The sequence below is a fragment of the Methylorubrum subtropicum genome, from assembly GCF_038442325.1.
Taxonomy (GTDB): Bacteria; Pseudomonadota; Alphaproteobacteria; order Rhizobiales; family Beijerinckiaceae; genus Methylobacterium; species Methylobacterium subtropicum.
Genome location: NZ_JBBXMW010000011.1, coordinates 32,651 through 54,277 on the forward strand (window position 1 = coordinate 32,651; position 21,627 = coordinate 54,277).

Here is a 21,627-nt window from a genome sequence, read left to right on the forward strand (position 1 = left end):
ACGCGGGCGCCGGCGCTTGAGGCCGAGCAAGAACCACTTTCCCTTTTCCAGGCCGCGCTCTAGAAGCGCTCCCATGTTCGGCCTGATCCTCTCGGCGCAGCGAATTACGGGCCCGGCTTCCGCGTAGGCACCGCCTCCTGGCGGCCGCCGGATGCCGGGTGACCTGACTTCGCCCCGTTCCCTTTTTGCCCGTTGAAGACGCCGAACCCGCCATGAGCGACCAGTCTGATGCCGCCCCCGCGGCCGCCCGCGACTATTCCAAGACGCTCTTCCTGCCGAAGACCGAGTTCCCCATGCGCGCCGGCCTGCCGGCCCGCGAGCCGCTCCTCTTGGAGCGCTGGAATCAGATCGGCCTGTACGAAAAAATCCGCGTGGCGGCGAAGAGCCGGCCGCGCTTCGTCCTGCATGACGGCCCGCCCTACGCCAACGGCAACATCCACATCGGGCACGCGCTCAACAAGATCCTCAAGGACGTGATCGTCCGCTCGCAGGGCGCGCTCGGCAACGACGCCGACTACGTGCCGGGCTGGGACTGCCACGGCCTGCCGATCGAGTGGAAGATCGAGGAGCAGTACCGCGCCAAGGGCAAGAACAAGGACGAGGTGCCGGTGCTGGAATTCCGCCAGCAATGCCGGGCCTTCGCCGCCGGCTGGCTCGACGTCCAGCGCGACGAGTTCAAGCGGCTGGGCGTCACCGGCGACTGGGACCGCCCATACTCGACCATGGCCTACCCGGCGGAGGCGCGCATCGCCGCCGAGCTGATGAAGTTCGCGGCCTCCGGCCAGCTCTATCGCGGCTCGAAGCCGGTGATGTGGTCGGTGGTGGAGAAGACCGCGCTCGCCGAGGCCGAGGTCGAGTACGAGGAGCATGTCAGCGACACGGTGTTCGTGGCGTTCCCGATCCGCGACGGCGCGCCCGCTGAGCTGAGTGGCGCTCGCGTCGTCATCTGGACGACGACCCCGTGGACGCTGCCTGGCAACCGCGCCGTCGCCTATTCCAAGAAGGTGGCCTACGGGCTCTACCGCGTCACGGCGGCGGCCGAGGACAACTGGGCCAAGGTCGGCGACAGCTATCTGCTCGCCGACGCGCTCGCCGAGGGCGTGTTCAAGGCCGCCCGCGTCGAGGGGTTCGAGCGCGTCGCCGACGTGCCGAATGCGGCGCTCGCCGGCCTGACGCTCTCGCATCCCTTAGAAAAATTCGACCCCGGCTACGGCTTCGCCGTCCCCATGATGGACGGCGAGCACGTGACCGACGAGGCCGGCACCGGCTTCGTCCACACGGCGCCGGGCCATGGCCGCGAGGACTTCGAGGTCTGGATGGCCAACGGCCGCCGCCTTGCGGAAGCCGGCATCGAGACCCGCATCCCCTACACGGTGGATGCCGACGGCGCGCTGACCAAGGAGGCGCCGGGCTTCACGGGTCGGCGCGTCTTCAACGACAAGGGCGACAAGGGCGACGCCAACAAGGCGGTGATCGCGGCGCTGACCGAGGCCGGCGCGCTCGTGGCGCGCGGCGTGCTGCGCCACCAATACCCGCATTCCTGGCGCTCGAAGAAGCCGGTGATTTTTCGTAATACCCCGCAATGGTTCATCGCGATGGACCGGGCGGTCGACTCCCTCGGGAATCGGACCCTGCGCGAGACGGCCTTGCACGCCATCGAGCAGACGCAGTGGGTCCCGCCCCAAGGAAAAAACCGGATCAACGGCATGGTCTCGGGGCGGCCCGATTGGGTGGTCTCGCGCCAGCGCGCCTGGGGCGTGCCGATCACGGTGTTCGTCCACCGGGAGACCGGCGAGGTGCTGCGGGACGAGGCGGTGAACGCCCGGATCGCAACCGCCTTCGCGGCGGAGGGCGCCGATGCGTGGTTCAAGGACGACGCCACCGCGCGCTTCCTCGCCCCCGAGCACGATCCGGCGGCCTACGAGAAGGTGACCGACGTCCTCGACGTCTGGTTCGATTCCGGCTCGACCCACGCCTTCGTGCTCGACGACAGCCAAGCCTTCCCCGGCCTCGCCGGCATCCGCCGCGCGGTGGACGGCGGCCCGGATCGGGTGATGTATCTGGAGGGCTCCGACCAGCATCGCGGCTGGTTCCAGTCCTCGCTGCTCGAATCCTGCGGTACGCGCGGCCACGCCCCCTACGACGTGGTGCTGACCCACGGCTTCGTCCTCGACCCCAAGGGGGAGAAGATGTCGAAGTCGAAGGGCAACGTCGTCGCCCCGCAGACCGTCATCAAGGAATCGGGCGCCGATATTTTGCGACTTTGGGTCGCCGCCTCCGATTATTCGGACGACCTCCGGATCGGGCCAGAAATCGTAAAAACGTTCGCCGAGACCTACCGCAAGTTGCGCAACTCGCTCCGCTGGATGCTCGGTTCGCTCGCCCACCGCGTGCCGGGCGACGACGTGCCGTTCGAAAAAATGCCGGAGCTGGAGCGGCTGATCCTGCATCGGCTGGCGCAGCTCGACGGCGAGATCCGCGAGGCCTACGCGACCTACGACACCAAGCGGATCGTGGCGCTCCTCAACGGCTTCATGACCGGCGACCTCTCAGCCTTCTACTTCGACGTCCGCAAGGACGCGCTCTACTGCGATCCGATTTCTTCGCCGGTTCGTCGGGCGTCCCTTCAAGTCATCGACGAGGCGTTCCGGCGCGTCACGATCTGGCTCGCGCCGGTCCTGGCCTTCACGGCGGAGGAGGCGTGGCTGGAGCGCTACCCGTCGGAAGCCGGCTCGGTGCATCTCCAGACGCTGCCCGAGACGCCCGCCGAGTGGCGCGACGACGCGCTCGCCGCGCGCTGGCAGAAGATTCGCCGCGTCCGTCGTGTCGTGACCGGGGCGCTGGAGATCGAGCGCGCGGCCAAGCGCATCGGCGCGAGCCTGGAGGCGGCGCCGGTCGTCTTCGTCTCCGATCCCGACCTGCTCGGGGCGCTCGACGGCGTCGATTTCGCCGAGATCTGCATCACCTCGGCCATCACCGTCCGCGACGGCGAGGGGCCGGCGGACGCTTTCCGCCTCGACGAGGTGAAGGGCGTGGCCGTGGTGCCGCAGCGGGCGGAGGGGCGCAAATGCGCCCGCTCGTGGCGGGTGACCGAGACCGTCGGCGCCGATGCCGACTACCCCGACGTGACCCCCCGCGACGCGCAGGCGCTGCGGGAGTGGGACGCGGCGCATGCGGGCGCGGCGTGAGCGCCAGTCGCCTCACCGCTGACCGCGGGTTCTCCCTCCCCCCTCTGCGGGGGAGGGTGGCCCCCGAAGGGGGTCGGGAGAGGGGAACCACGGTTCCGCTTGGCCGCCCTCGACGCGAATTCATCGGAAGCGTCGCTCCCCTCTCCCGCCCCGCATCCGCGGGGCACCCTCCCCCGCGGAGGGGGGAGGGTTCTGCCGGGCTCGCCCCATGACTCCCTTCCGCGCCGGCCTGCTGGCCGCCCTCGTCACCCTCCTGCTCGATCAGGCGACCAAGCTCGGGCTCTATTTCGGCACCGACCTCGTGCTGACCGGGCCGTGGCGGGTGGCGCCGTTCGCCGACCTCGTCGTGGTGTGGAACCGGGGCATCTCCTACGGCCTGTTCCAGCAGGAGGGCGGGCTCGGGCGCTGGCTGCTGGTGGCGCTGTCGCTCGCGGCCTCCGTCGGGCTCTCGGTCTGGATGAGCCGGGCGGCGACGCGGCTGCTCGCGGTGGCGCTCGGCCTCATCGTGGGAGGGGCGCTCGGCAACGCCATCGACCGGGCCGCCTACGGCGCGGTGTTCGACTTCGTGCACCTCCATGCGGGCACGTGGTCGTGGTACGTGTTCAACGTGGCGGACGCCGCGATCGTGGCCGGCGTCGTCGGTCTGATCCTCGACAGCCTGCGCCCCGCCGCGCGGCCCGCCCGATAGGAGAGCGGATGACAGCGCGTTCAGTCCGGATCGATCGAGGCGCCGTGGGATGACCCGGAACGTCTACTTCATGGTCGGTCCCAAGGTCGGGCATTGGGGCTCGGCCTTCCTGCGCGCGCATCAGGTCAAGGACCTCGTGGCGCTGCCGCTCGCCCGGCGCAACGTCTCGGCGTCGGTCACGACGAACTGGCAGGAGCCCCGGAACGCCGTCGTCATCCTCAACAAGACGGCGATCCACGATTACGGCCTGCGGCTGGTCGAGACGCTGCGGGCCAAGGGCAACGTCGTCGCCCTCGATCCGGTCGATGCCAAGATCGGCCCCGACCGGCTCGGGCTCGCCGACGCCGTGATCTCCTGCTCGCGCGAGCAGACCGAGACGCTGCGGGCCGACGCCCCCGGGCTCGAGGTCCACTTCGTCCCGCACCATGTCGATCTGCGCATCACGCCCGAGCCGGCGCAGGCCGAGACCTTCTCCTGCGGTTACTTCGGCGCGCCCGACAACGGCCTGCACGTCCAGCGGATTCCGGGCGAACTCCTCACGGTCGTCTCCGCGTCCGACGCGAAGAACGATGACTGGATGCGCCGTCTCGCGCACCACAATTGCCATTACCTGATCCGCAACGCGCGCCACTGGGACGGCTACAAGCCCTTCACCAAGGGCTACATCGCGGCGGCCAAGGACGCGGTCGTCATCGTCTCCGCCAAGGACCGGGAGGCGCAACTCCATCTCGGCCCGCTCTACCCCTACGTCTACGACGTGACGACGCTCGAACAGGCGATCGAGAGCATCGAGGACGTGAAGGCCTCGTTCGGCTCGTCGCGCTGGGCGACGGCCCGGGACATCATGCAGGACGTCAAGTACGTCGCCGGCCACGACCGGGTCGCGGCCGGCTTCGTCAACGTCATCCTACGGCTCGGCGCGCGGATCGGCTTCTGAGCGTCAGAGATAGAAGTATTTCGACATATCCTCGAAGGTCGCCATCGTCTTAGTCGAGACGATCTCGACGGATTCGAAGAAGCTGCGGAAGTCGCGGTCCGAGATCGCGTGGATCTCCTTGACGAGATCGAAGTAGCTCCGCTCCAGCACCGTCGAGGCGGGATCGAGGCCGGTCACGAACACGAGGCCGGTGGGCGCGGCATCGACGCAGGTGATGGTCAGGTCGGGCCGGTGGCGCTGCAGCAGCAGGACGACCTTCCACACGTCGCCGGTCCACCATTCGGGATGGCGCGGGCTGCGCCGGACGCCGGGGCCGTTCTCGTGCCGCCGGGTCATCTCGATGTCGAGCGGCAGGCAATCGTGGAACGCCACGATCGAATTGCGGCGGCAGTGCTTCTCGGTGTTGATGAAGTCCCGCAGCAGGAACTCGGCGAGGTGGAGCCCGTCGAGGAAGGCGAAGTCGATCGGGCGGCTGAAGATGGCGGTGGGGCTGTAGCTGTCGAAGAAGGTGTCGCTGGGGAGCTGGAACAGCAGGCAGGCGGGCTTTTGGCCGAGATAGTTCCTGCCCAGCTTGAACACCGGATCAATGGCGATCGACGGGCAGGCCGAGAGCGCGAGCGAGGTTCCGGACCGGCTGCCGATCTCGAGATAGGTCTTCGGCTTCAGCATCGTGTGAATGCGCCGGAGGATCTCGTGATAGTGGTCCCCCTTGTGATCGGGGATCGCGTCCGTGAGCGTGGCGGCGTCGGCCATGTCGAGCATCATCCTCCCAATGGGGCTCCCCGGCCCCCAACGGTGTCGGGGCGTCCCGCCGGTCCCGGGCGCCTCGCCCTCGGGACCGGGCGGCCGGGACGAGGGAAAGCGCGCGGGCCGTGCGCCCCGAGAGTTGCGCGCCTGTACTACGCCGGATCGAACGGGGACAGCCCCGCACCGTCGGGTTCCGCGAACGCGTTTGCGGCGGACCGAACGCATTTGCGTGTTCGATCCTGTGTTCGATCCTGTGTTCGATCCCTGCCGCGCGCGCGGCAAAGCGGCGCCCCGCCATACGATCGCCCGAAACCCGGCCCACCCCAGCCGCGGGGATCGGGCGAAACGCCCGGAACGGTGTCCGGCCGACCGGCTCCCGCCAGGGAGAGCCGGGCCGAAGGCGGGAGAGGGCGAGATGAGCGGTCGGCGCGGTGTGTCTGGAAACCGGACTTCTCCGGTCCTCCGTTCGTTGATCGTCGGAGCGGCCCTGTCCGCGGGCCTCGCCGCCCCATCCGCCCGCGCCGAGGGCGAGCTGATGCGCGACGCGCTCAGCGGCATGGGGCTGATCGAGCCCGAGCGCCCGGCCATCAATTACCGCGAGCGCGCGCCGCTCGCCATGCCGCCCAAGCTCGGCGGCCAGCAGGACCTCACCGCCGGCCTGCCCGTGCCCCGCGCCCGCCAAGCGGACCCCGCCTGGCCGAAGGACCCGGAGGTGATCGCCCGCGAGCGCGCCGCGGTCGAGGCCAAGAAGCCGATCGTGCGCGGCGCCCAAGGCCGCATGAACGACAACAACGAGACGCTCTCGATCTACGAGATGGAGGCCGGCCGCCGCGCGGGCGCGGGCGCGGTCACCGGCCCGGCGGGCAGCCCCGGCCAGGGCGACACCCGCGATTCCACGTGGCTCAACCCGTTCGAGATGTTGATGGGCAAGAGCGAGAAGACCGAGCCGGCGATGGCCGAGCCCGACCGCGACATGCTCACCGACCCGCCGACCGGCTACCGCAAGGCCCCGGTCAAGGTCGCCAAGCCCGGGGGCACGCCCGTGGGCGGGCCGATCAGCGACCGTGAAGAAGCCGATCCGCGTGCCTATCTGAAGAATCCGGGACGCTACTGACGCACGCGTCCCGCTGCGGGATGCGAATCCCGCAGTCGTTCACCGGGTTCCACATCGGGAGTGGCCGCGCGGACACGCCGCGCGGTACGGTATTTGCGCCCGGCACGCATTCTCGGGAGAATGCCGGGCATATCGGGACGGAAAGCGCGGACGGGCGGAAGAGCCCCCGCACAGGGACAGACAATGCACCTCTACCGGAAGGCCACCCCCCCTCTGGGACCGCAGCGCGGCTTCGCGCATGCCGGCCGGGTGGAGGCGGCCCCGTTCGGGCGATCGGAGGCGGGCGGGCCGGAAGTTTCGGCCTTCGCCCTCGACAACGGCCTCGACGTGGTGGTGGTGCCCGATCACCGCGCCCCCGTCGCGACCCACATGATCTGGTACCGCAACGGCTCGGCCGACGATCCGCTCGGCCAGTCGGGCATCGCCCACTTCCTCGAACACCTGATGTTCAAGGGCACCGACCGGCACCCGGCCGGCGCCTTCTCCAAGGCGGTCTCGGGCCTGGGCGGCCAGGAGAACGCCTTCACCAGCTACGACTACACCGCCTACTTCCAGCGCGTCGCCCGCGACCATCTCGGCACGATGATGGGCTTCGAGGCCGACCGGATGAGCGGCCTCGTCCTCGACGACGCCGTGGTGGCGCCCGAGCGCGACGTGGTGCTGGAGGAGCGCCGCATGCGGGTCGAGACCGACCCGTCGGCCCAGCTCTCCGAGGCGATGGCGGCCTCGCTGTTCGTGCACCATCCCTACGGTATCCCGATCATCGGCTGGATGCACGAGATCGAGGAGCTGAACCGCACCCACGCGATCGATTACTACAAGCGGTTCTACACCCCCGAGAACGCGATTCTCGTGGTCGCCGGCGACGTGACCCCCGACGAGGTGCGGCGCTTGGCCGAGGACAGCTACGGCCGGGTGACGCCGCAGGGCGCGCGGCCCAAGCGCCTGCGCCCGCGCGAGCCGGAGCCGCGGGCGATGCGGCGCATCGCGGTGGCCGACCCGAAGGTCGAGCAGCCGACGCTGCAGCGGCTCTACCTCACCCCCTCCTGCATGACCGCCCGCGACGGCGAGGGCCACGCGCTCGAACTGCTGGCGGAAGTGATCGGTGGCGGCGCGACCTCGTTCCTCTACCGCCAGCTCGTGCTCGAACTCGGCGTCGCGGTGAACGCGGGCGCTTGGTACATGGGCTCGGCGATGGACGACACGCGGTTTGCCGTCTACGCCGTGCCCGCCGAGGGCGTGAGCCTGGAGGCGCTGGAGGAGCATGTCGACCGCGTGCTGCGCCGCGCCGCCGAGGCGCTGGAGCCCGAGGCGATCGAGCGGGCCAAGATCCGGCTCGTGGCCGAGACGGTCTATTCCTCCGACTCGCAATCCTCGCTCGCCCGCATCTACGGCTCGGCGCTCGCCATCGGCGAGAGCGTGGACGAGGTGCGCCGCTGGCCGACCGACATCGAGGCCGTGACCCGCGACCGGCTCGCCGCGGTGGCCGCCCGCTACCTCGTGCTTGCCCGCTCGGTGACCGGCTACCTCACCAAGGCCCGCGACCCCGACGTTTCGGTCGCCTGACGCCGGACCATAGAGCATCGGCCCGAAAGGTGGTTTCCGGCTTTCGGAAAAAAGCCGATGCGGCACAACAACCGAGACCATCGTCCTGGATCCGATATCCATGACGATGGTCTAGCCCTCTGACGGCGCGACCCAAGGGGGCCGGCGCCGATTCGTTGAAGTATTAGGAACCATCCGATGAACCTTGCCGAGACTGGCACCCGCACCGCGACCTCGCCGACCCAGGCGCTGCCGGTCGCGGCCGCCCCCGGCATCGAGGCCTGGCACGTCGCCTCGCCCGTGGTGCCGATGATCGCCCTGTCCTTCACCTTCGAGGGCGGCGCGGCGCAGGACCCCGAGGGCAAGGCCGGCACCGCGCAGATGCTGAGCCGCCTGCTCGACGAGGGCGCGGGCGACCTCGATTCCAACGCGTTCCAGGAGGCGCTGGCCGCGCGCGCGATCGAGCTGAGCTTCCACACCGGCCCCGATTCCATCGGCGGCTCGCTCAAGACCCTGCTGACGCATGCCGACGAGGCGATCCGCCTGCTCGCGCTCGCGCTCGCCGAGCCGCGCTTCGATGCGCCCGCCATCGAGCGGGTGCGGGCGCAGATGATCGCGAGCCTGCGCTACCAGCAGAACGATCCGGGCGTGCTGGCCTCGCGCCGCTACTTCCGCACCGCCTTCCCCGACCATCCCTACGGCCGCCCGTCCTCGGGCACGATCGAGAGCGTCTCGGCCATCACCCGCGACGACCTCGTGGCGATGCACCGCGCCCTGATCGGCCGCGGCGGGCTCAAGGTCGCCGCCGTCGGCGCCTTCGATGCCGACGGCATCGCCGCCATGATCCAGCGCGCCTTCGGCGGCCTGCCCGAGGCCGGGCCGCTCAAGCCCGTGCCTCCGACCAGCATCCGCGAACTCGGCAGCCGCATCGTCGTCGATCTCGACGTGCCGCAATCGGTGATCCGCTTCGGCCTGCCGGGCATCGCGTGGCGCGATCCCGACTTCATCCCGGCCTACGTGCTGAACCACATCCTGGGCGGCGGCGCCTTCACCTCGCGCCTGTTCCAGGAGGTGCGCGAGAAGCGGGGGCTCGCCTACTCGGTGGGCACCTCGCTGACCTCGCACCGCGCGGTCGCCATGACCTGGGGCTACACCGCCACCAAGAACGAGCGCGTCACGGAAGCCCTCGACGTGATCGGCGACGAGATCACCCGCCTCATCACCGACGGCCCCTGCGACGAGGAACTACAGAAAGCCAAGGACTACCTCACCGGCTCCTACGCGCTCGGCTTCGACACCTCGACCAAGATCGCCGGCCAGCTCGTGCAGATCGCCTTCGAGGGCCTCGGCATGGACTACATCGCCCGGCGCAACGACATGGTGGCCAACGTCACCCAAGCCGACATCCGCCGCGCCGGGGCGCGGACGCTGGGCAACGGCAAGATGCTGGTGGTCGCCGCCGGACGGCCGACGGGGATGTGACGACGCGCTGATCGAGCGTTCGAGGCCGGCCCGCGGAAAGACGCGGTGCCGGCCTTTTTCATGCGCGCCGTCATCGCGAGGCGGAGCCGAAGCGATCCAGAGCGCGACCTTTCCGGAGGGTGCGGAGCGCTGGATTGCGCCAGTTCCGCCTCGCAATGACGGTGCGGGTCTCGGCGGAGCCGTGAAAGCATCTGAGGCGCCGACCTTTGGGCTCCCGCCCAAAACACCTATCTGCAAGCCTCCCGGCCAATCCCCGCGAGGACCGCGATGCAGCTCACCGGACTCCACCACGTCACCGCCGTCACGGCGCGCGCGGCCGACAACCTCGCCTTCTACACCCGCGTGCTGGGCCTGCGGCTCGTCAAGAAGACGGTCAATCAGGACGACGTCTCGGCCTACCACCTGTTCTACGCCGACGGGCGCGCCTCGCCGGGCTCGGACCTCACCTTCTTCGACTGGCCGGCCCCGCCGGAGCGCCGTGGCACGAACAGCATCGCGCGCACGGCCTTCCGCGTGTCGGGGGAGGGGATGTTCGACTGGTGGCGCGAGCATCTCGGCCGCCAGGGCGTGAGCCACCATCCGGCCACCGAACGGGATGGGCGCCTCACCCTCGATTTCGAGGACGGCGAGGGCCAGCGCCTCAGCCTGATCGAAGACGGCGGCGCGGGCGAAGCCCATCCCTGGGAGGGCAGCCCAGTGCCGGCCGCTCACCAGATCCGCGGCCTCGGCCCGATCCGCCTCGCGGTGGCGGCCCCCGAGCGGACGGAAGCCGTACTGACCGAGGTCATGGGTTTTACCCGCGCCCGCTCCTTCGCGCTGCCCGAGGGCGAGGTGAGCGTGTTCGAGACCGGCCCCGGCGGCCCGGCGGCGGAAGTGCATCTCTTGAAGGACTCCTCTGCGCCTGCGCGGCAGGGCGCGGGCGGCGTCCACCACGTCGCCTTCCGGGTGCCGGACGCCGATTACGCGGCCTGGGCCGACCGCCTGAAGCAGCGCCGCGTGCCCTCCAGCGGCCCGGTGGACCGCTACTACTTCCGCAGCCTGTATTTCCGCGAGCCCAACGGCATCCTGTTCGAGATCGCCACCGACGGCCCCGGCTTCGCCACCGACGAGCCGATGGAACGCTTGGGCGAACGCCTCGCCCTGCCGCCGTTCCTGGAGCCGCGCCGGGCCGAGATCGAGGCGGGGTTGAAGCCGCTGTGAGCCGGGCAGGCGAAGCCCTGCGGAGCGTAACGGCGGCGGCGCTCCTCCTCGCGGGATCGACCGCCGCCGTGAGCGCGGCGGAGGCCTGCCTGTCGTACACGAACCGGATCGGCCTCACCGGCCGTTTGGTCCAGCGAACCTATCCGGGACCACCCGATTACGAGAGCGTCGCCCGCGGCGACCGCCCGGAGAAGGTCTGGGTCCTCGTCCTCGCCGAGCCCGTCTGCATAGCGCAGGACAAGGCGGATCGCGACGGGATGAGCCCGGCCATCGCCCGCATCGCGGAGGTCCAGCTCGCGGCGACCAAGCGCGATCTCGGTGGGACGAAGCCGGGTCGGACGCTGCGCGTCACCGGCAAGGCGTTCGCGGCCCATACCGGCCACCACCATACGCCGATCGTCCTCGCCGACGTGCGGGTCGAGCCGGGGCCCTGACGCCGGAATCGGCTCGCCGCCGATGCATCCGGCCGGGGGCAGACATGCATCGGTATCAAGAACAGTTCCAGACAATCGCATAATCCCGCCTCTGTGGCACCCTTGCGTCTTGACGCGGATGCTGCGGTTGCGAGATGACCCCGCGTTGAACGCTGAAGATTCGGGAAGCCCGCGGCCGATGAGCAAGTACAACGAGGAGCGCGTCCTCTCCGTCCACCACTGGACCGACACCCTGTTTTCCTTCCGCACGACGCGCGATCCGGCGTTCCGCTTCCGCAACGGCGAGTTCACGATGATCGGCATCGAGGTCGAGGGGCGCCCGCTCCTGCGCGCCTACTCGGTGGTGTCGGCCAATTACGAGGAGGAGCTGGAGTTCTTCTCGATCAAGGTGCCGAACGGCCCGCTGACCAGCAAGCTCCAGCATCTCAAGGTCGGCGACCCGATCATGGTCGGCAAGAAGCCGACCGGCACCCTGGTGCTCGACAACCTGCTGCCGGGCAAGCACCTGTATCTGCTCGGCACCGGCACCGGGCTCGCGCCGTTCCTGTCGATCATCAAGGACCCGGAGACCTACGACCGCTTCGAGAAGGTCGTGCTGGTCCACGGCTGCCGTCAGGTGCAGGAGCTGGCCTACGGCGAGACCATCACCGAGACGCTGCCCAAGCACGAATTCCTGGGCGAGATGATCTCGAACCAGCTCATCTACTACCCGACCGTCACCCGCGAGCCGTTCCGCAACCGCGGCCGGATCACCGACCTGATGACCTCGGGCAAGCTGTTCGAGGATATCGGCCTGCCGCCGATGTCGATCGAGAACGACCGCTTCATGCTCTGCGGCTCGCCGGAGATGATCAAGGACACCCGCGAGATGCTGACGGGCCTCGGCTACGAGGAAGGCAACCACGGCGAGGCGGCCCATTACGTGATCGAGAAGGCCTTCGTCGAGAAGTGATTTTTTGGGAGTGGGGCGGCCCGCCGCCCCCTCCATCCATCCCACCCACCCCCCCATCCTGACGTGCCGGAGCGAAGCGGAGGCCTCGAAGGAGGGCTCCAGGGATCGCGCGATACACGGGAGCCCTCCTTCGAGGCTGCTGCGCAGCACCTCAGGATGAGGGGGTGGGTGGGATGGCCGTCGTCAGTCCGTGTCCCGTCGAGCCGCCATGCCGCTTCCGCCCGCCCTGTTCATCGCCGGCGCCGGCACCGAGATCGGCAAGACCTACGTCACCGCCGCCCTCGTCCGGCACCTGCGCGCTTCAGGGGGCCGCGTCCGGGCCCTGAAGCCGCTGGCGAGCGGCGTACCCTCGCTCGACGATCCAGCGTTCGCCGAGAGCGACACCGGCCGGCTGCTCGCCGCGCAGGGTCTCGCGATCACGCCGGAGGCTGTTGCGGCCTGCTCGCCCTGGCGTTTCACCGCCCCGCTCGCCCCCGATCTCGCCGCCGCGCGCGAGGGGCGCAGCCTCGCGCTCGACGACCTCGTCGGCTGGTGCCGGGCGCGAGTGGTGGAAGCGGACGGCGACCAGACGGTGCTGATCGAGGGCGTCGGCGGGCTGATGAGCCCGGTGACGGAGGCCGCGACCGGCCTGGACTGGCTCAAGGCGCTGGGCCTGCCCGCGCTGCTGGTCTCGGGCAGCTATCTCGGCGCGATCAGCCACGCGCTGACCGCGGTCGAGACGCTGCGGGCCCACGGCGTGGCCCTGATCGGCGTCGCGGTCAGCGAGAGCGAAGGCGCCCCGACCCTGCCGGAGACGGTGGCAGACGCCATCGCCCGGCACGGCGGCGTGCAGGTCGGGATCGTCCCCCGCGGCGGCGACTTCCCGAAAGACCTCGTCTGAGCGGAGCCTACCGCGCCCGCGGCTCCTTCGGCCCCACCTTCGGTTCGCGGGATTCCTGGATCTCCTCCGCCTTCTCCTCGTCGGTGTCGCCGCTGCGCTTGATCGTGGCCTCGGGCTTGGCGGTCAACTCCTTGAGGATGGCGACCAGCTCCTTGCACTCCTTCGGGAAGCCGTAGGAGTCGAGCACGATGGCGGCGTCGCGCAGGGTCCGCAGGTCGCGCACGATCTGGGCGTTCTTGGCCTCCTGCAACTCCTTCTTCTCGGCGATGGCCGGCTCCAGCCCGGCATCCTCGACGGCGCAGGCGGCCTGCGCCGCGGGGCTGAAGGCGAGCAGAAGGAGGGCGCAGGCGAGGGTGCGGCGCATCGGACAGGCTCGTGGTTGGGTGGGCGCGAAAAAAATCAGCCGCGGTCGCGCAGCAGGTCGTGGGTCACGGCCACGATCTGGGCGGTGCGGTAGGGCTTGGGCACGAACACCGAGCGGGACACGGCCTCGTTCGGCGACAGGCCGTCGCGACCGCCCGAGGTGTAGACCACCGGCAGGCGCGGCAGGGCGCGGCGGGCGCGGTGAGCGAGCGCGATCCCGTTCGTGTTGCGGGCGAGATCGATATCGGTGAAGAGCAGATCGACCTGTTCGCTCGACAGGATCGCCTCGGCCTCGTCGGCATCCGCGGCGGTCAGCACGCGAAAACCCTCGTCGAGCAGGGCCTCGGCGGCGAGCTCGCAGACGAAGGCCTCGTCCTCGACGACCAGGATCGTGCCGGCATGCGGCGCGAACGGGAAGGCGGGAAGGGCGGCGGGGAGGCTGGCGAAGGGGATCATGGCAGAACTCCAACTCACCCGGGCTCGGGCAACGGCCGAGCTTGCGGATCGCCGGACCAACGGGGCCGTGGAGGGCCGCGTTCACCGTGATTGCTTCGATTTGCGCGCAATTGGTAACCGAACGGTTAACCTTGACGGGACGGCCGAAACGGTCGTGGCCGCTTCGTGACGCGCCGCTGGCAGATCGGCTTCGGCCTCGTGCTCACCGCGCTCGCGGGCTTCGTCGATGCGCTCGGATTCATTCGGCTCGGCGGCCTCTACACCTCGCTGATGAGCGGGAACACGACGCAGCTCGCCGTCGCGCTCGGCCACGGCGAGCCGGTCCACGCGGTGCTGCCCGCGCTCCTGATCGCGGCCTTCATGGTCGGCGCGGTGACCGGCGGGGCGCTGGCCGCGCTCACGCCCGCGCGCTGGGTGACGCCGGCCGTGCTGGCCTTCGAGGCGATCGCGGTCACGGCCGCCCTCGTCACCGCTCTGGAAGGGGCGCGGCTCGGCATCGCCGCCCTGTTCCTGGCGCTCGCCATGGGCGGGCAGAACGCGGTGCTGGCCCACGTGCAGGGGTTTCGCGCCGGCACCACCTTCATCACCGGGGCGCTGTTCTCGTTCGGGCAGAAGGCGGCGCTGGCGCTCGCCGGCCGCGGCCCCCGCTTCGGCTGGTTCGGCGACGCCGCGGTCTGGATCGCCCTGTTGGTCGGGGCGGTTTCCGGCACGCTCGCGCACGCCTATCTCGGCGTCGCGGCGCTCGCGATCCCGGCCGCCATCGCCGGGGCGCTCTGCCTCGGCGCTGGCCTCTTCACCCTGGCGAACCGGCCCGCCGCCGGCCCCGCCCGTTCATGAAGTTCACGAAGGAAGGTCGATCCGAATGAGCGTCTCCGCCCCAACGCTGGCCGAGCACGTCGTGGGTTTCGAAACGGACGCCCACGTCACCGCCGCCCACTGGCTCGGCGACGCCCTCACCCTCGCGCTGGGCGACGGGCGGGTGCTGCTCGTGCGCGAAGCCGATCCCGAGGCGGTGGCGGCGCATCCGGAGGGCGCGATCCTGTCCGCGCTCGGCGACGGCAAGCGCCTCGTCAGCGGCGGTGACGACGGGCGCGTCGTCACGACCGATGCAAAAGGCGCATCGATGGAAGTCGCCAGCGTCAAGGGTTGGATCGATGCGCTGGCGCTCCATTCCGACGGGGCGGTCGCCTATGCGAGCGGGCGCAACGTCGTCGCCCGCGACGCCAAGGGCCGCGAGAAGATTTTTGCCGCCCCCTCGACCGCGCGGGGCCTCGCCTTCGCCCCGAAGGGCTACCGACTGGCGGTCGCCCACTACAACGGCGTCAGCCTCTGGTACCCCAACCTCGAGACCCCGCCGGAATTCATCGAGTGGAAGGGCTCGCATCTCGACGTGACGTGGTCGCTCGACGGGCGCTTCGTCGTCTCGACCATGCAGGAGAACGCGCTGCACGGCTGGCGCCTCCAGCCCGACAAGGGCCACATGCGGATGTCGGGCTATCCCGCCAAGGTGCGCTCGCTGTCGTGGTCGTCCGACGGCAAGTGGCTCGCCACCAGCGGGGCGGAGGCGGCCATCGTCTGGCCGTTCGACTCGAAGGAGGGGCCGACCGGCAAGGCCCCCCGGGAATGCGGCGTGCGCCCGGCCCGGGTCTCGCAGGTGGCGTTCCATCCGAAATCCCCCGTGCTCGCCATCGGCTACGAGGACGGCTGCGTGCTGCTCGTGCGCTTCACCGACGCCGCCGAGCTGCTGGTGCGCCCGGCCGCGAAAGGCGGGGCGATCTCGGCGCTCGCCTGGGACGCGGCCGGGCGCCGCCTCGCCTTCGGCACCGCCGGCGGGCAGGCCGGGCGCCTGACGCTGCCGGGCTGAGCATGGCCCTGTTCGGACGCCGCGCGCCCCCCGATGCGTCGGCTCGCCGCCGGGTCGAGGCCTGGGCGCGGGCGGCGGGCGGCTTTCCCCCGGACACGGCGATGACGGTGAGCGAGATCGTCTGCGCCGACCCGGCCTGCCCCGGCTTCGAGACCGTGATCCTGATCCTGGCGCCGGGGCAACCGACGCGGGCCGTGAAGGTGACGGGCGCGGTGGACGCGCTGGACGAGGCGGCGGTGGCGGCGGCGGTTGTTTCCGCAGGCGGGTGAGGGGCGCGCTCCCCGTCGAGGGCGGGGGGCGGCGAGCGAGGCCAACCCAAAGGGTGTTGCACGGGGCCTACAGCCGCCCAACCGTGGCTGCTCTAGGTAGGGGCAGGGCGGGTGCATCGCGCGCCGTCGCCGGACCCGTCACATGCCGCGCTCAGCCAACACGACCGTGGACCCCGCCCTCGACGCGGCGGCGCTGCTGCGCCGCATGGGCTTCTTCGGCCTGTTCGTGGCCCTGCCGGTGGCCGCCCAGGTGTCGCGCCGCGCCGCCGTGGTGCTGGCCCCCATCGCCGTCGTGCTGCTCATCACCGCCAGCGCCATCGACCGGCGCCAGCGCGCGGTCCAGCCGTCCCTGCGGCGGCTGCTGACCGCGCCCTCGTTCCTGGCCGGGCTGCTGGTGGTGTTCTGGTGCGGCCTCAGCCTCGTCTGGACGCCGTTCCCCGGTCAGGCGAGCGAGCGCTTCGGCAACCTCATCGCCACCGTGGTGATGACGCTGCTGGCCTACCTCTCGCTGCCGGACCGGATGCGCTCGGCCAACCTCTACCTGCTGCCGCTGGGCGTCGGCGCGGCCTCGGTCGTCGCGATCCTGATCGGGCTCGGCGGCGCCGCGATGCTCCAGGGCAACCCGGATGGCGACAGCGCGCTGGAGCGCGGCGGCGTGGTGCTGGCGCTCCTCGTCTGGCCGGCGGTCGCGTGGCTGCGCTCGCGGCGGCGCGACACCGAATCCCTGGTGGTGGCGGTGCTGGCCGCGGGCGCCTTGCTGACGGCGCCGGGCAAGACGCCGCTCTTCGCGCTCGCCATCGGCGCGCTCGCCTTCGCGCTGACGAACTGGCGCCTGTCGCTCGGGGTGAAGGTCACGGCGCTCGGCGCCGCGGGCCTGCTCGCGATCGCGCCGCTGCTGCCGTTCCTGGCCCGCCCGGTGGGGGCTGCGCTGTTCGGACCCGTGGCGCCCGGCGTGCTGGCGCTCAAGGCGTGGCAGAAGCTCGTGACGTCGGAGCCGCTGCGGCTCATCACCGGCCACGGCCTGGAGACGGCGGCCCGCGGGCGCATCTTCGGCATCGTGCCGGCCAACGCGCCGACCACGATGCTGTTCGAGTTCTGGTACGAACTCGGCATCGTCGGCGCCTTCGCCGCCGCCTTCGCGCTGCACCGGGCGGTCCAGCGGGCCGGCCGCGACGCCACCGCGCTGGTGCCCTGCGCCATGGCCGCCTTCGCCGCCGCCTTCGCGGTCGGCTGCGTCGGCGTCGGCCTCACCGTGGTGTGGTGGCTGACGACCCTGGCGCTGACGATCCTCACCTTCGTCGCCGTCGAGCGCGGCCAGTTCCGCCACAGCCGGCCGAAGGTCGGGCTGATCCCGCGCCTGCCCGCGCGGAATTGATTCAGGGTTTCATCCCACCCCATCCCCTCATCCTGAGGTGCGGAGCGTAAGCGAAGCCTCGAAGGAGGGCTCCAGGGATCGCCGAGCGAACTGGAGCCCTCCTTCGAGGCCGCGTCGCGGCACCTCAGGATGAGGGCGGTGGAGGGGAGGGGCCGGTCAGACGGCCTGCGGATCGTCCGTGATCGCGTCCGCGGCGGCCTCGATGCCGGCCATGTCGTCGTCGGACAGGCCGAAATGGTGGCCGATCTCGTGGACGAGGACGTGGGTGACGAGGTGGCCCAGGCTCTCGTCGTGCTCGGCCCAGTAGTCGAGCAGCGGCCGGCGATAGAGCCAGACGGCGTTGGGCATCTGCCCGGTGGCGACCTCGCCGGATTGCGCGAGGCCAACGCCGCGGAACAGCCCGAGCAGGTCGAACTCGGACTCGCACGCCATCTCGGTCAGCGTCTCCTCGTCGGGGAAGTCGTCGACATGGATGCGGATGCCGTCGCAGAGGCGGCGGAACTCCTCCGGCAGCGCGGCGAAGGCGGCGTCGGCCAGGGCCTCGATCTCGGCGAGGCTCGGGGCGCGCAAGTCCGCCCAATCGGTCGGCGCGCTCACGGCGCCGCCGCCTCGGCCACCGGCAGCACGCAGGACCGGAGGAAACCCGCGAGATCGTTGGTGATGTGGTCGATATGCGGCTCCTTCACCGCCTCCTGCTCGAACCGCTCGCGGAACGGGTCCGGCGTCGGCGGCACGACGAGCACGGTGCCCATGCCGAGATCGTGCGGCACCACGAGGTTGCGGGCGATGTCCTCGAACAGCACCGCCCGGCGGGGATCGACCCCGTGGCGGTCGAGGAAGCGCTCGTAGGTGATCTTTTCGGGCTTCGGGATGAAGTCGGCCGCCGCGATGTCGAACACGTCCTCGAAATGGTGAAAGATGCCGAGCTTTTCCGCCACCCGCTCGGCGTGGCGGCGCGAGCCGTTGGTGAGGATCAGCTTGCGCCCCGGCAACCGTTCGATCGCGTCGCCCAGAGCCTCGTCGAGCAGGATGGTCGAGTGGTCGATGTCGTGGGCGAAGTCGAGGAAGGCGTGCGGATCGATCCGATCCTCGACCATCAGCGCCTTCAGGGTCGTGCCGTAGCGGTGATAGAAATACTTCTGCAGCGCGCGGGCCGAGAGCCCGTCGAGCCCGTACAGCCCCATCACGAACAGGGTGATGCGCTCATCGACCTGCGGCCAGACCCGCGCGTCGCTCGGATAGAGCGTGTTGTCGAGGTCGAACACCCAGGTATCGACATGGGCGAATCCCGGCGCGTCGGGGGCGGTGAGGTGGATCTCTTGAGACAGAAGCACGAGGCGGAGCCTGCTGGAGAACGGGGGCGAAGGGCGCCCCCGTCCATGATGTAGGAGACCGAGCGCGGCCGAACACCGCCGCGCTTGTCGCGTGGCGAAACTCAGGTCCGCCGGATCAGGGTGCCGGCACCGAAATCGGTGAACAGCTCCAGCAGCGTGGCATGCGCCACCTTGCCGTTGAGGATGACCACCGCCTCCACGCCCTGCTCGATGGCGTAGATGCAGGTCTCGACCTTCGGGATCATGCCCGCCGTGATGGTGCCGTCGGCGATCAGCCGGCGGCAATCCTCGATCGAGAGTTCGGGGATCAGGTTCTTGTCCTTGTCGAGCACGCCCGGCACGTCGGTGAGCAGCAGCAGGCGCTTGGCCCGCAAGGCGCCTGCGATGGCGCCGGCGAAGGTGTCGGCGTTGACGTTGTAGGTCTTGCCGTCGGCGCCGTAGGCCACGGGGGCGAGCACCGGGATCAGCTCGGCCTTCAGCACAGCGTCGAGCACGCCGCGCTCGACATGCTCGGGCTCGCCGACGAGGCCGAGATCGACCTCCTGCTCGGTGTTGCTCTCGGGGTCGCGGATGGTGCGCAGGGCCCGCTTGGCCCGGACCATGTTGCCGTCCTTGCCGCACAGGCCGATGGCGCGCCCACCCTCGGCGGCGATCCAGCCGACGATCTGCTTGTTGATCGAGCCGGCCAAGACCATCTCGACCACCTCGACGGTGGCCTCGTCGGTGACGCGCAAGCCGCCCTTGAACTCGGACTCGATGCCGAGCCGCGCCAGCATCCGGCCGATCTGCGGCCCGCCGCCGTGCACGACGACCGGCTTCAGGCCGGATTGCTCGAGGAGCACGATGTCCTCGGCGAAATCCTCGGCCGCCGCCGGGTCGCCCATGGCGTGGCCGCCGTACTTAATGACGACGATCTCCTGATCGTAGCGCTGCATGTGGGGCAGCGCCTGGGTCAGGATCTCGGCGCGCACGTGCACGTTCGGCAGCGGATCGGTCATCGGCTCGCTCGTTCGCCCTTGTTCTGGTGTCCCGTCGGGAGCACGCCCCATCGGATTCGCGCCCGGCTTCTAGCCCAGCCCGCCCGCGACGCGAAGCCACCGGGTTGAGCCGGTTGCAGGCCACGAAGTCGTGAACGCCTAAGGGGCGATTGCAACAATTCGTTAACCACGCCGCCCCGATGATCGACCCGTCACCAGGGGGCGACACGTCATGCTCAACGCCGACCTTCCGGAACCCCGTCCCAGCCTCACCCATCCCGGCCTGATCGCCCGCGCCGTCGAGCGCATCGGCCAGGGCGCGGGCTCCTCGGCGGACATCTGGCGCAAGCTGACCGATTCCTACGCCGTCGATCTCGACGCGGTGGCCGCGCTTCTGCCCTGCGCCGAGCCCGAGCCACTCTGGCTCACCGCCCGCGCCGGCCAGCGCCGCCGGGGCTGACCAGCGGACGGGACGGACGTGCCTTTCCTGATCGCAGCGGCGTTCGGACTGATCCTCGCGCTCGGCCCGGCCGAGGCGCGAGAGGGGCGGCCCGCCGAGACTCCAGCCTTCGCGGCTTACAAGGCCCGGATCGCGCTGGACATCCTGGGCCGGATGCATCGCATCCGCTATCGCAGCCAGACCGGCGGCATCGCGCGGGTACGGTTTCGGATCGACCGGACCGGCAAGGTCGCGGCGTCCGAGATCCACACCTCCTCGGGCAACCCCTATATCGACCGCCTGGCCATGGAAGCGGTTCCGCTCGGCTCCGAGCTGCCGCCGATCCCTGCCGAACTCGGCATCCCGTCGATTGGGGTCACCGTGCCGCTGCATTTCCCGCCCCGATATTACTGAGGGCCGGTCCGATGCTGCGCTTCGTCCACCCCTCACCCTCATCCTGAGGTGCGGAGCGAAGCGGAGCCTCGAAGGAGGGCTCCAGGGATCGCTGAGCGAACTGGAGCCCTCCTTCGAGGCTGCTTCGCAACACCTCAGGATGAGGGTGAGGATGGGAGGGGCGTCGCGTCGGACAGGCTCTCAACCCACGACGCGTAAAACCTCGTCCGCCCGCACGGTGCCGCCGGCCAGCACCTCGGCGTAGACGCCGCAATCGCTGTGGCCGAGGCCCTTCGACAGCGCCGACGGGATCGCCAGATCGCGGATGCCGGTCTCGGGATCGACGTTGACCGCCGCACACCGCACCGTGCGCCGCGCCAGCTTCAGCCGCACCCCGCCCGGCGTCTCGAAAACCTTGCCGAGCAGGTCGTTCTCCGCCCAGGGCCCCAGCCCGTCGAGATAGAGGTTGGCGCGAAAGCGCAACGGATCGACGGGGGCACCGACCAGATCCTCGACCGCCTGCACGCTCGCCCGGTTGACGAGCGAGACGTAGCCGTCGCGGGCATCGGTGAAGCGGTAGCCGGGCGGGGAGGCCAGCACCCGCGGCGCGCCGCGCAACTCGTGCGGCACGAACCCCTTCATGAAGGCGGCGACCGCCTCCCGGCCCTCCTCCGTGCTCAGGTCGGCCGAAACCGCCTCCGCGCCGTTCTCCTCGATGGTCAGGCGATGGGTCGTCTCGTCGAAGCGGGTGCGCAGCCGCGCCAGCGCCTCGTTGCGCATCAGCATCAGGTAGGCGACCTTGGGCAGATGGCGCGGCGCCACCTCGTTGAAGCCGGAAGGGCCGTTCTCGATGGCGTAGAGCCGGTCGCCGGGAAAGTAGCCGCTCGTCTCCAGCTCGGCGCTCTCCAGCGCCTCCGGCGACAGGCCCTTCACGGGGTAGCGGTAGAGGGCGGCGATGCGCGGCGTGTCGGTGGTCATGCGCCCTGGCTA

General features: G+C 70.4%; 23 protein-coding genes. 16 read left to right on the top strand and 7 right to left on the bottom strand.

All coding sequences use genetic code 11. From position 1 onward, the window contains the following. Window positions 1-212: 212 nt before the first annotated feature. From ileS to AAHG03_RS16045, 3 genes are all read left to right on the top strand, one after another. Window positions 213-3,188: an isoleucine--tRNA ligase gene (ileS, locus tag AAHG03_RS16035; RefSeq protein WP_342151689.1), complete on the top strand. Its 2,976-nt coding sequence runs from the start codon at window positions 213-215 to the stop codon at window positions 3,186-3,188. 208 nt (window positions 3,189-3,396) lie between these two features. Continuing rightward, a complete protein-coding gene (lspA, locus tag AAHG03_RS16040) occupies window positions 3,397-3,876 on the top strand; it encodes a signal peptidase II (RefSeq protein ID WP_342151690.1) in 480 nt (159 codons plus the stop codon). Window positions 3,877-3,925: 49 nt separating this feature from the next. Further along, a complete protein-coding gene (locus AAHG03_RS16045) occupies window positions 3,926-4,813 on the top strand; it encodes a hypothetical protein (RefSeq protein WP_342151691.1) in 888 nt (295 codons plus the stop codon). 3 nt (window positions 4,814-4,816) lie between these two features. On the opposite strand, the gene AAHG03_RS16050 is transcribed toward AAHG03_RS16045, so the two are convergent. Further along, window positions 4,817-5,566, bottom strand: coding sequence for a class I SAM-dependent methyltransferase (locus AAHG03_RS16050; protein ID WP_342151692.1), 750 nt, complete (start codon window positions 5,564-5,566; stop codon window positions 4,817-4,819). Between the two features lie 409 nt (window positions 5,567-5,975). On the opposite strand from AAHG03_RS16050, the gene AAHG03_RS16055 reads away from it, so the two are divergent. From AAHG03_RS16055 to bioD, 7 genes are all read left to right on the top strand, one after another. Continuing rightward, window positions 5,976-6,674 (top strand): hypothetical protein, encoded by a 699-nt coding sequence (locus AAHG03_RS16055; RefSeq protein ID WP_342151693.1) that lies wholly within the window; start codon window positions 5,976-5,978, stop codon window positions 6,672-6,674. A gap of 183 nt (window positions 6,675-6,857) precedes the next feature. Continuing rightward, window positions 6,858-8,240, top strand: coding sequence for a M16 family metallopeptidase (locus AAHG03_RS16060; protein ID WP_342151694.1), 1,383 nt, complete (start codon window positions 6,858-6,860; stop codon window positions 8,238-8,240). Window positions 8,241-8,417: 177 nt separating this feature from the next. Next, window positions 8,418-9,701: a M16 family metallopeptidase gene (locus AAHG03_RS16065; protein ID WP_342151695.1), complete on the top strand. Its 1,284-nt coding sequence runs from the start codon at window positions 8,418-8,420 to the stop codon at window positions 9,699-9,701. Window positions 9,702-9,968: 267 nt separating this feature from the next. Continuing rightward, window positions 9,969-10,901, top strand: a complete 933-nt coding sequence (locus AAHG03_RS16070) for a ring-cleaving dioxygenase (RefSeq protein WP_342151696.1) — start codon at window positions 9,969-9,971, stop codon at window positions 10,899-10,901. After that, window positions 10,898-11,335, top strand: coding sequence for a DUF4431 domain-containing protein (locus AAHG03_RS16075; protein ID WP_342151697.1), 438 nt, complete (start codon window positions 10,898-10,900; stop codon window positions 11,333-11,335). Before AAHG03_RS16070 ends, AAHG03_RS16075 begins: the two co-directional genes overlap by 4 nt. Before the next feature lie 178 nt (window positions 11,336-11,513). Next, complete coding sequence (locus tag AAHG03_RS16080; RefSeq protein ID WP_342151698.1) at window positions 11,514-12,287, top strand: ferredoxin--NADP reductase; 774 nt, start codon at window positions 11,514-11,516, stop codon at window positions 12,285-12,287. 208 nt (window positions 12,288-12,495) lie between these two features. Next, window positions 12,496-13,167 carry a dethiobiotin synthase gene (bioD, locus tag AAHG03_RS16085; RefSeq protein WP_342151699.1) on the top strand — a complete coding sequence of 224 codons (672 nt, stop codon included), beginning with the start codon at window positions 12,496-12,498 and terminating at the stop codon, window positions 13,165-13,167. A gap of 7 nt (window positions 13,168-13,174) precedes the next feature. Here the strand turns inward: bioD and AAHG03_RS16090 are convergent, their stop codons facing one another. Beyond that, window positions 13,175-13,531: a photosystem reaction center subunit H gene (locus AAHG03_RS16090; protein ID WP_342151700.1), complete on the bottom strand. Its 357-nt coding sequence runs from the start codon at window positions 13,529-13,531 to the stop codon at window positions 13,175-13,177. Window positions 13,532-13,566: 35 nt separating this feature from the next. Beyond that, window positions 13,567-13,986, bottom strand: coding sequence for a response regulator (locus AAHG03_RS16095; RefSeq protein ID WP_342151701.1), 420 nt, complete (start codon window positions 13,984-13,986; stop codon window positions 13,567-13,569). 165 nt (window positions 13,987-14,151) lie between these two features. On the opposite strand from AAHG03_RS16095, the gene AAHG03_RS16100 reads away from it, so the two are divergent. From AAHG03_RS16100 to AAHG03_RS16115, 4 genes are all read left to right on the top strand, one after another. Next, on the top strand, window positions 14,152-14,823 hold the full coding sequence (locus tag AAHG03_RS16100; RefSeq protein ID WP_342151702.1) for a YoaK family protein: 672 nt from the start codon (window positions 14,152-14,154) through the stop codon (window positions 14,821-14,823). 25 nt (window positions 14,824-14,848) lie between these two features. Beyond that, window positions 14,849-15,850, top strand: a complete 1,002-nt coding sequence (locus tag AAHG03_RS16105) for a WD40 repeat domain-containing protein (protein ID WP_342151703.1) — start codon at window positions 14,849-14,851, stop codon at window positions 15,848-15,850. A gap of 2 nt (window positions 15,851-15,852) precedes the next feature. Further along, window positions 15,853-16,119: a hypothetical protein gene (locus tag AAHG03_RS16110; protein ID WP_342151704.1), complete on the top strand. Its 267-nt coding sequence runs from the start codon at window positions 15,853-15,855 to the stop codon at window positions 16,117-16,119. A 142-nt stretch (window positions 16,120-16,261) separates the two neighbouring features. Further along, on the top strand, window positions 16,262-17,494 hold the full coding sequence (locus AAHG03_RS16115; protein ID WP_342151705.1) for a peptide ABC transporter permease: 1,233 nt from the start codon (window positions 16,262-16,264) through the stop codon (window positions 17,492-17,494). A gap of 156 nt (window positions 17,495-17,650) precedes the next feature. Here the strand turns inward: AAHG03_RS16115 and AAHG03_RS16120 are convergent, their stop codons facing one another. From AAHG03_RS16120 to argB, 3 genes are all read right to left on the bottom strand, one after another. Further along, window positions 17,651-18,091, bottom strand: a complete 441-nt coding sequence (locus tag AAHG03_RS16120) for a metallopeptidase family protein (RefSeq protein WP_342151706.1) — start codon at window positions 18,089-18,091, stop codon at window positions 17,651-17,653. Next, window positions 18,088-18,828, bottom strand: coding sequence for a pyrimidine 5'-nucleotidase (locus AAHG03_RS16125; RefSeq protein WP_342151707.1), 741 nt, complete (start codon window positions 18,826-18,828; stop codon window positions 18,088-18,090). The genes AAHG03_RS16120 and AAHG03_RS16125 overlap by 4 nt, the downstream gene beginning before the upstream one ends. Window positions 18,829-18,929: 101 nt before the next feature. Beyond that, window positions 18,930-19,826 (bottom strand): acetylglutamate kinase, encoded by an 897-nt coding sequence (gene argB, locus AAHG03_RS16130; protein WP_342151708.1) that lies wholly within the window; start codon window positions 19,824-19,826, stop codon window positions 18,930-18,932. Between the two features lie 211 nt (window positions 19,827-20,037). Here argB and AAHG03_RS16135 point away from each other — a divergent pair, with 211 nt between their 5' ends. Continuing rightward, window positions 20,038-20,265 carry a hypothetical protein gene (locus tag AAHG03_RS16135; protein ID WP_342151709.1) on the top strand — a complete coding sequence of 76 codons (228 nt, stop codon included), beginning with the start codon at window positions 20,038-20,040 and terminating at the stop codon, window positions 20,263-20,265. Window positions 20,266-20,283: 18 nt separating this feature from the next. After that, entirely contained in the window at window positions 20,284-20,658 is a 375-nt protein-coding gene (locus AAHG03_RS16140) for an energy transducer TonB family protein (protein WP_342151710.1), read from the top strand. Between the two features lie 180 nt (window positions 20,659-20,838). Here AAHG03_RS16140 and AAHG03_RS16145 read toward each other — a convergent pair whose 3' ends face one another. Then, on the bottom strand, window positions 20,839-21,615 hold the full coding sequence (locus AAHG03_RS16145) for an MOSC domain-containing protein (protein ID WP_342151711.1): 777 nt from the start codon (window positions 21,613-21,615) through the stop codon (window positions 20,839-20,841). Window positions 21,616-21,627: the final 12 nt, after the last annotated feature.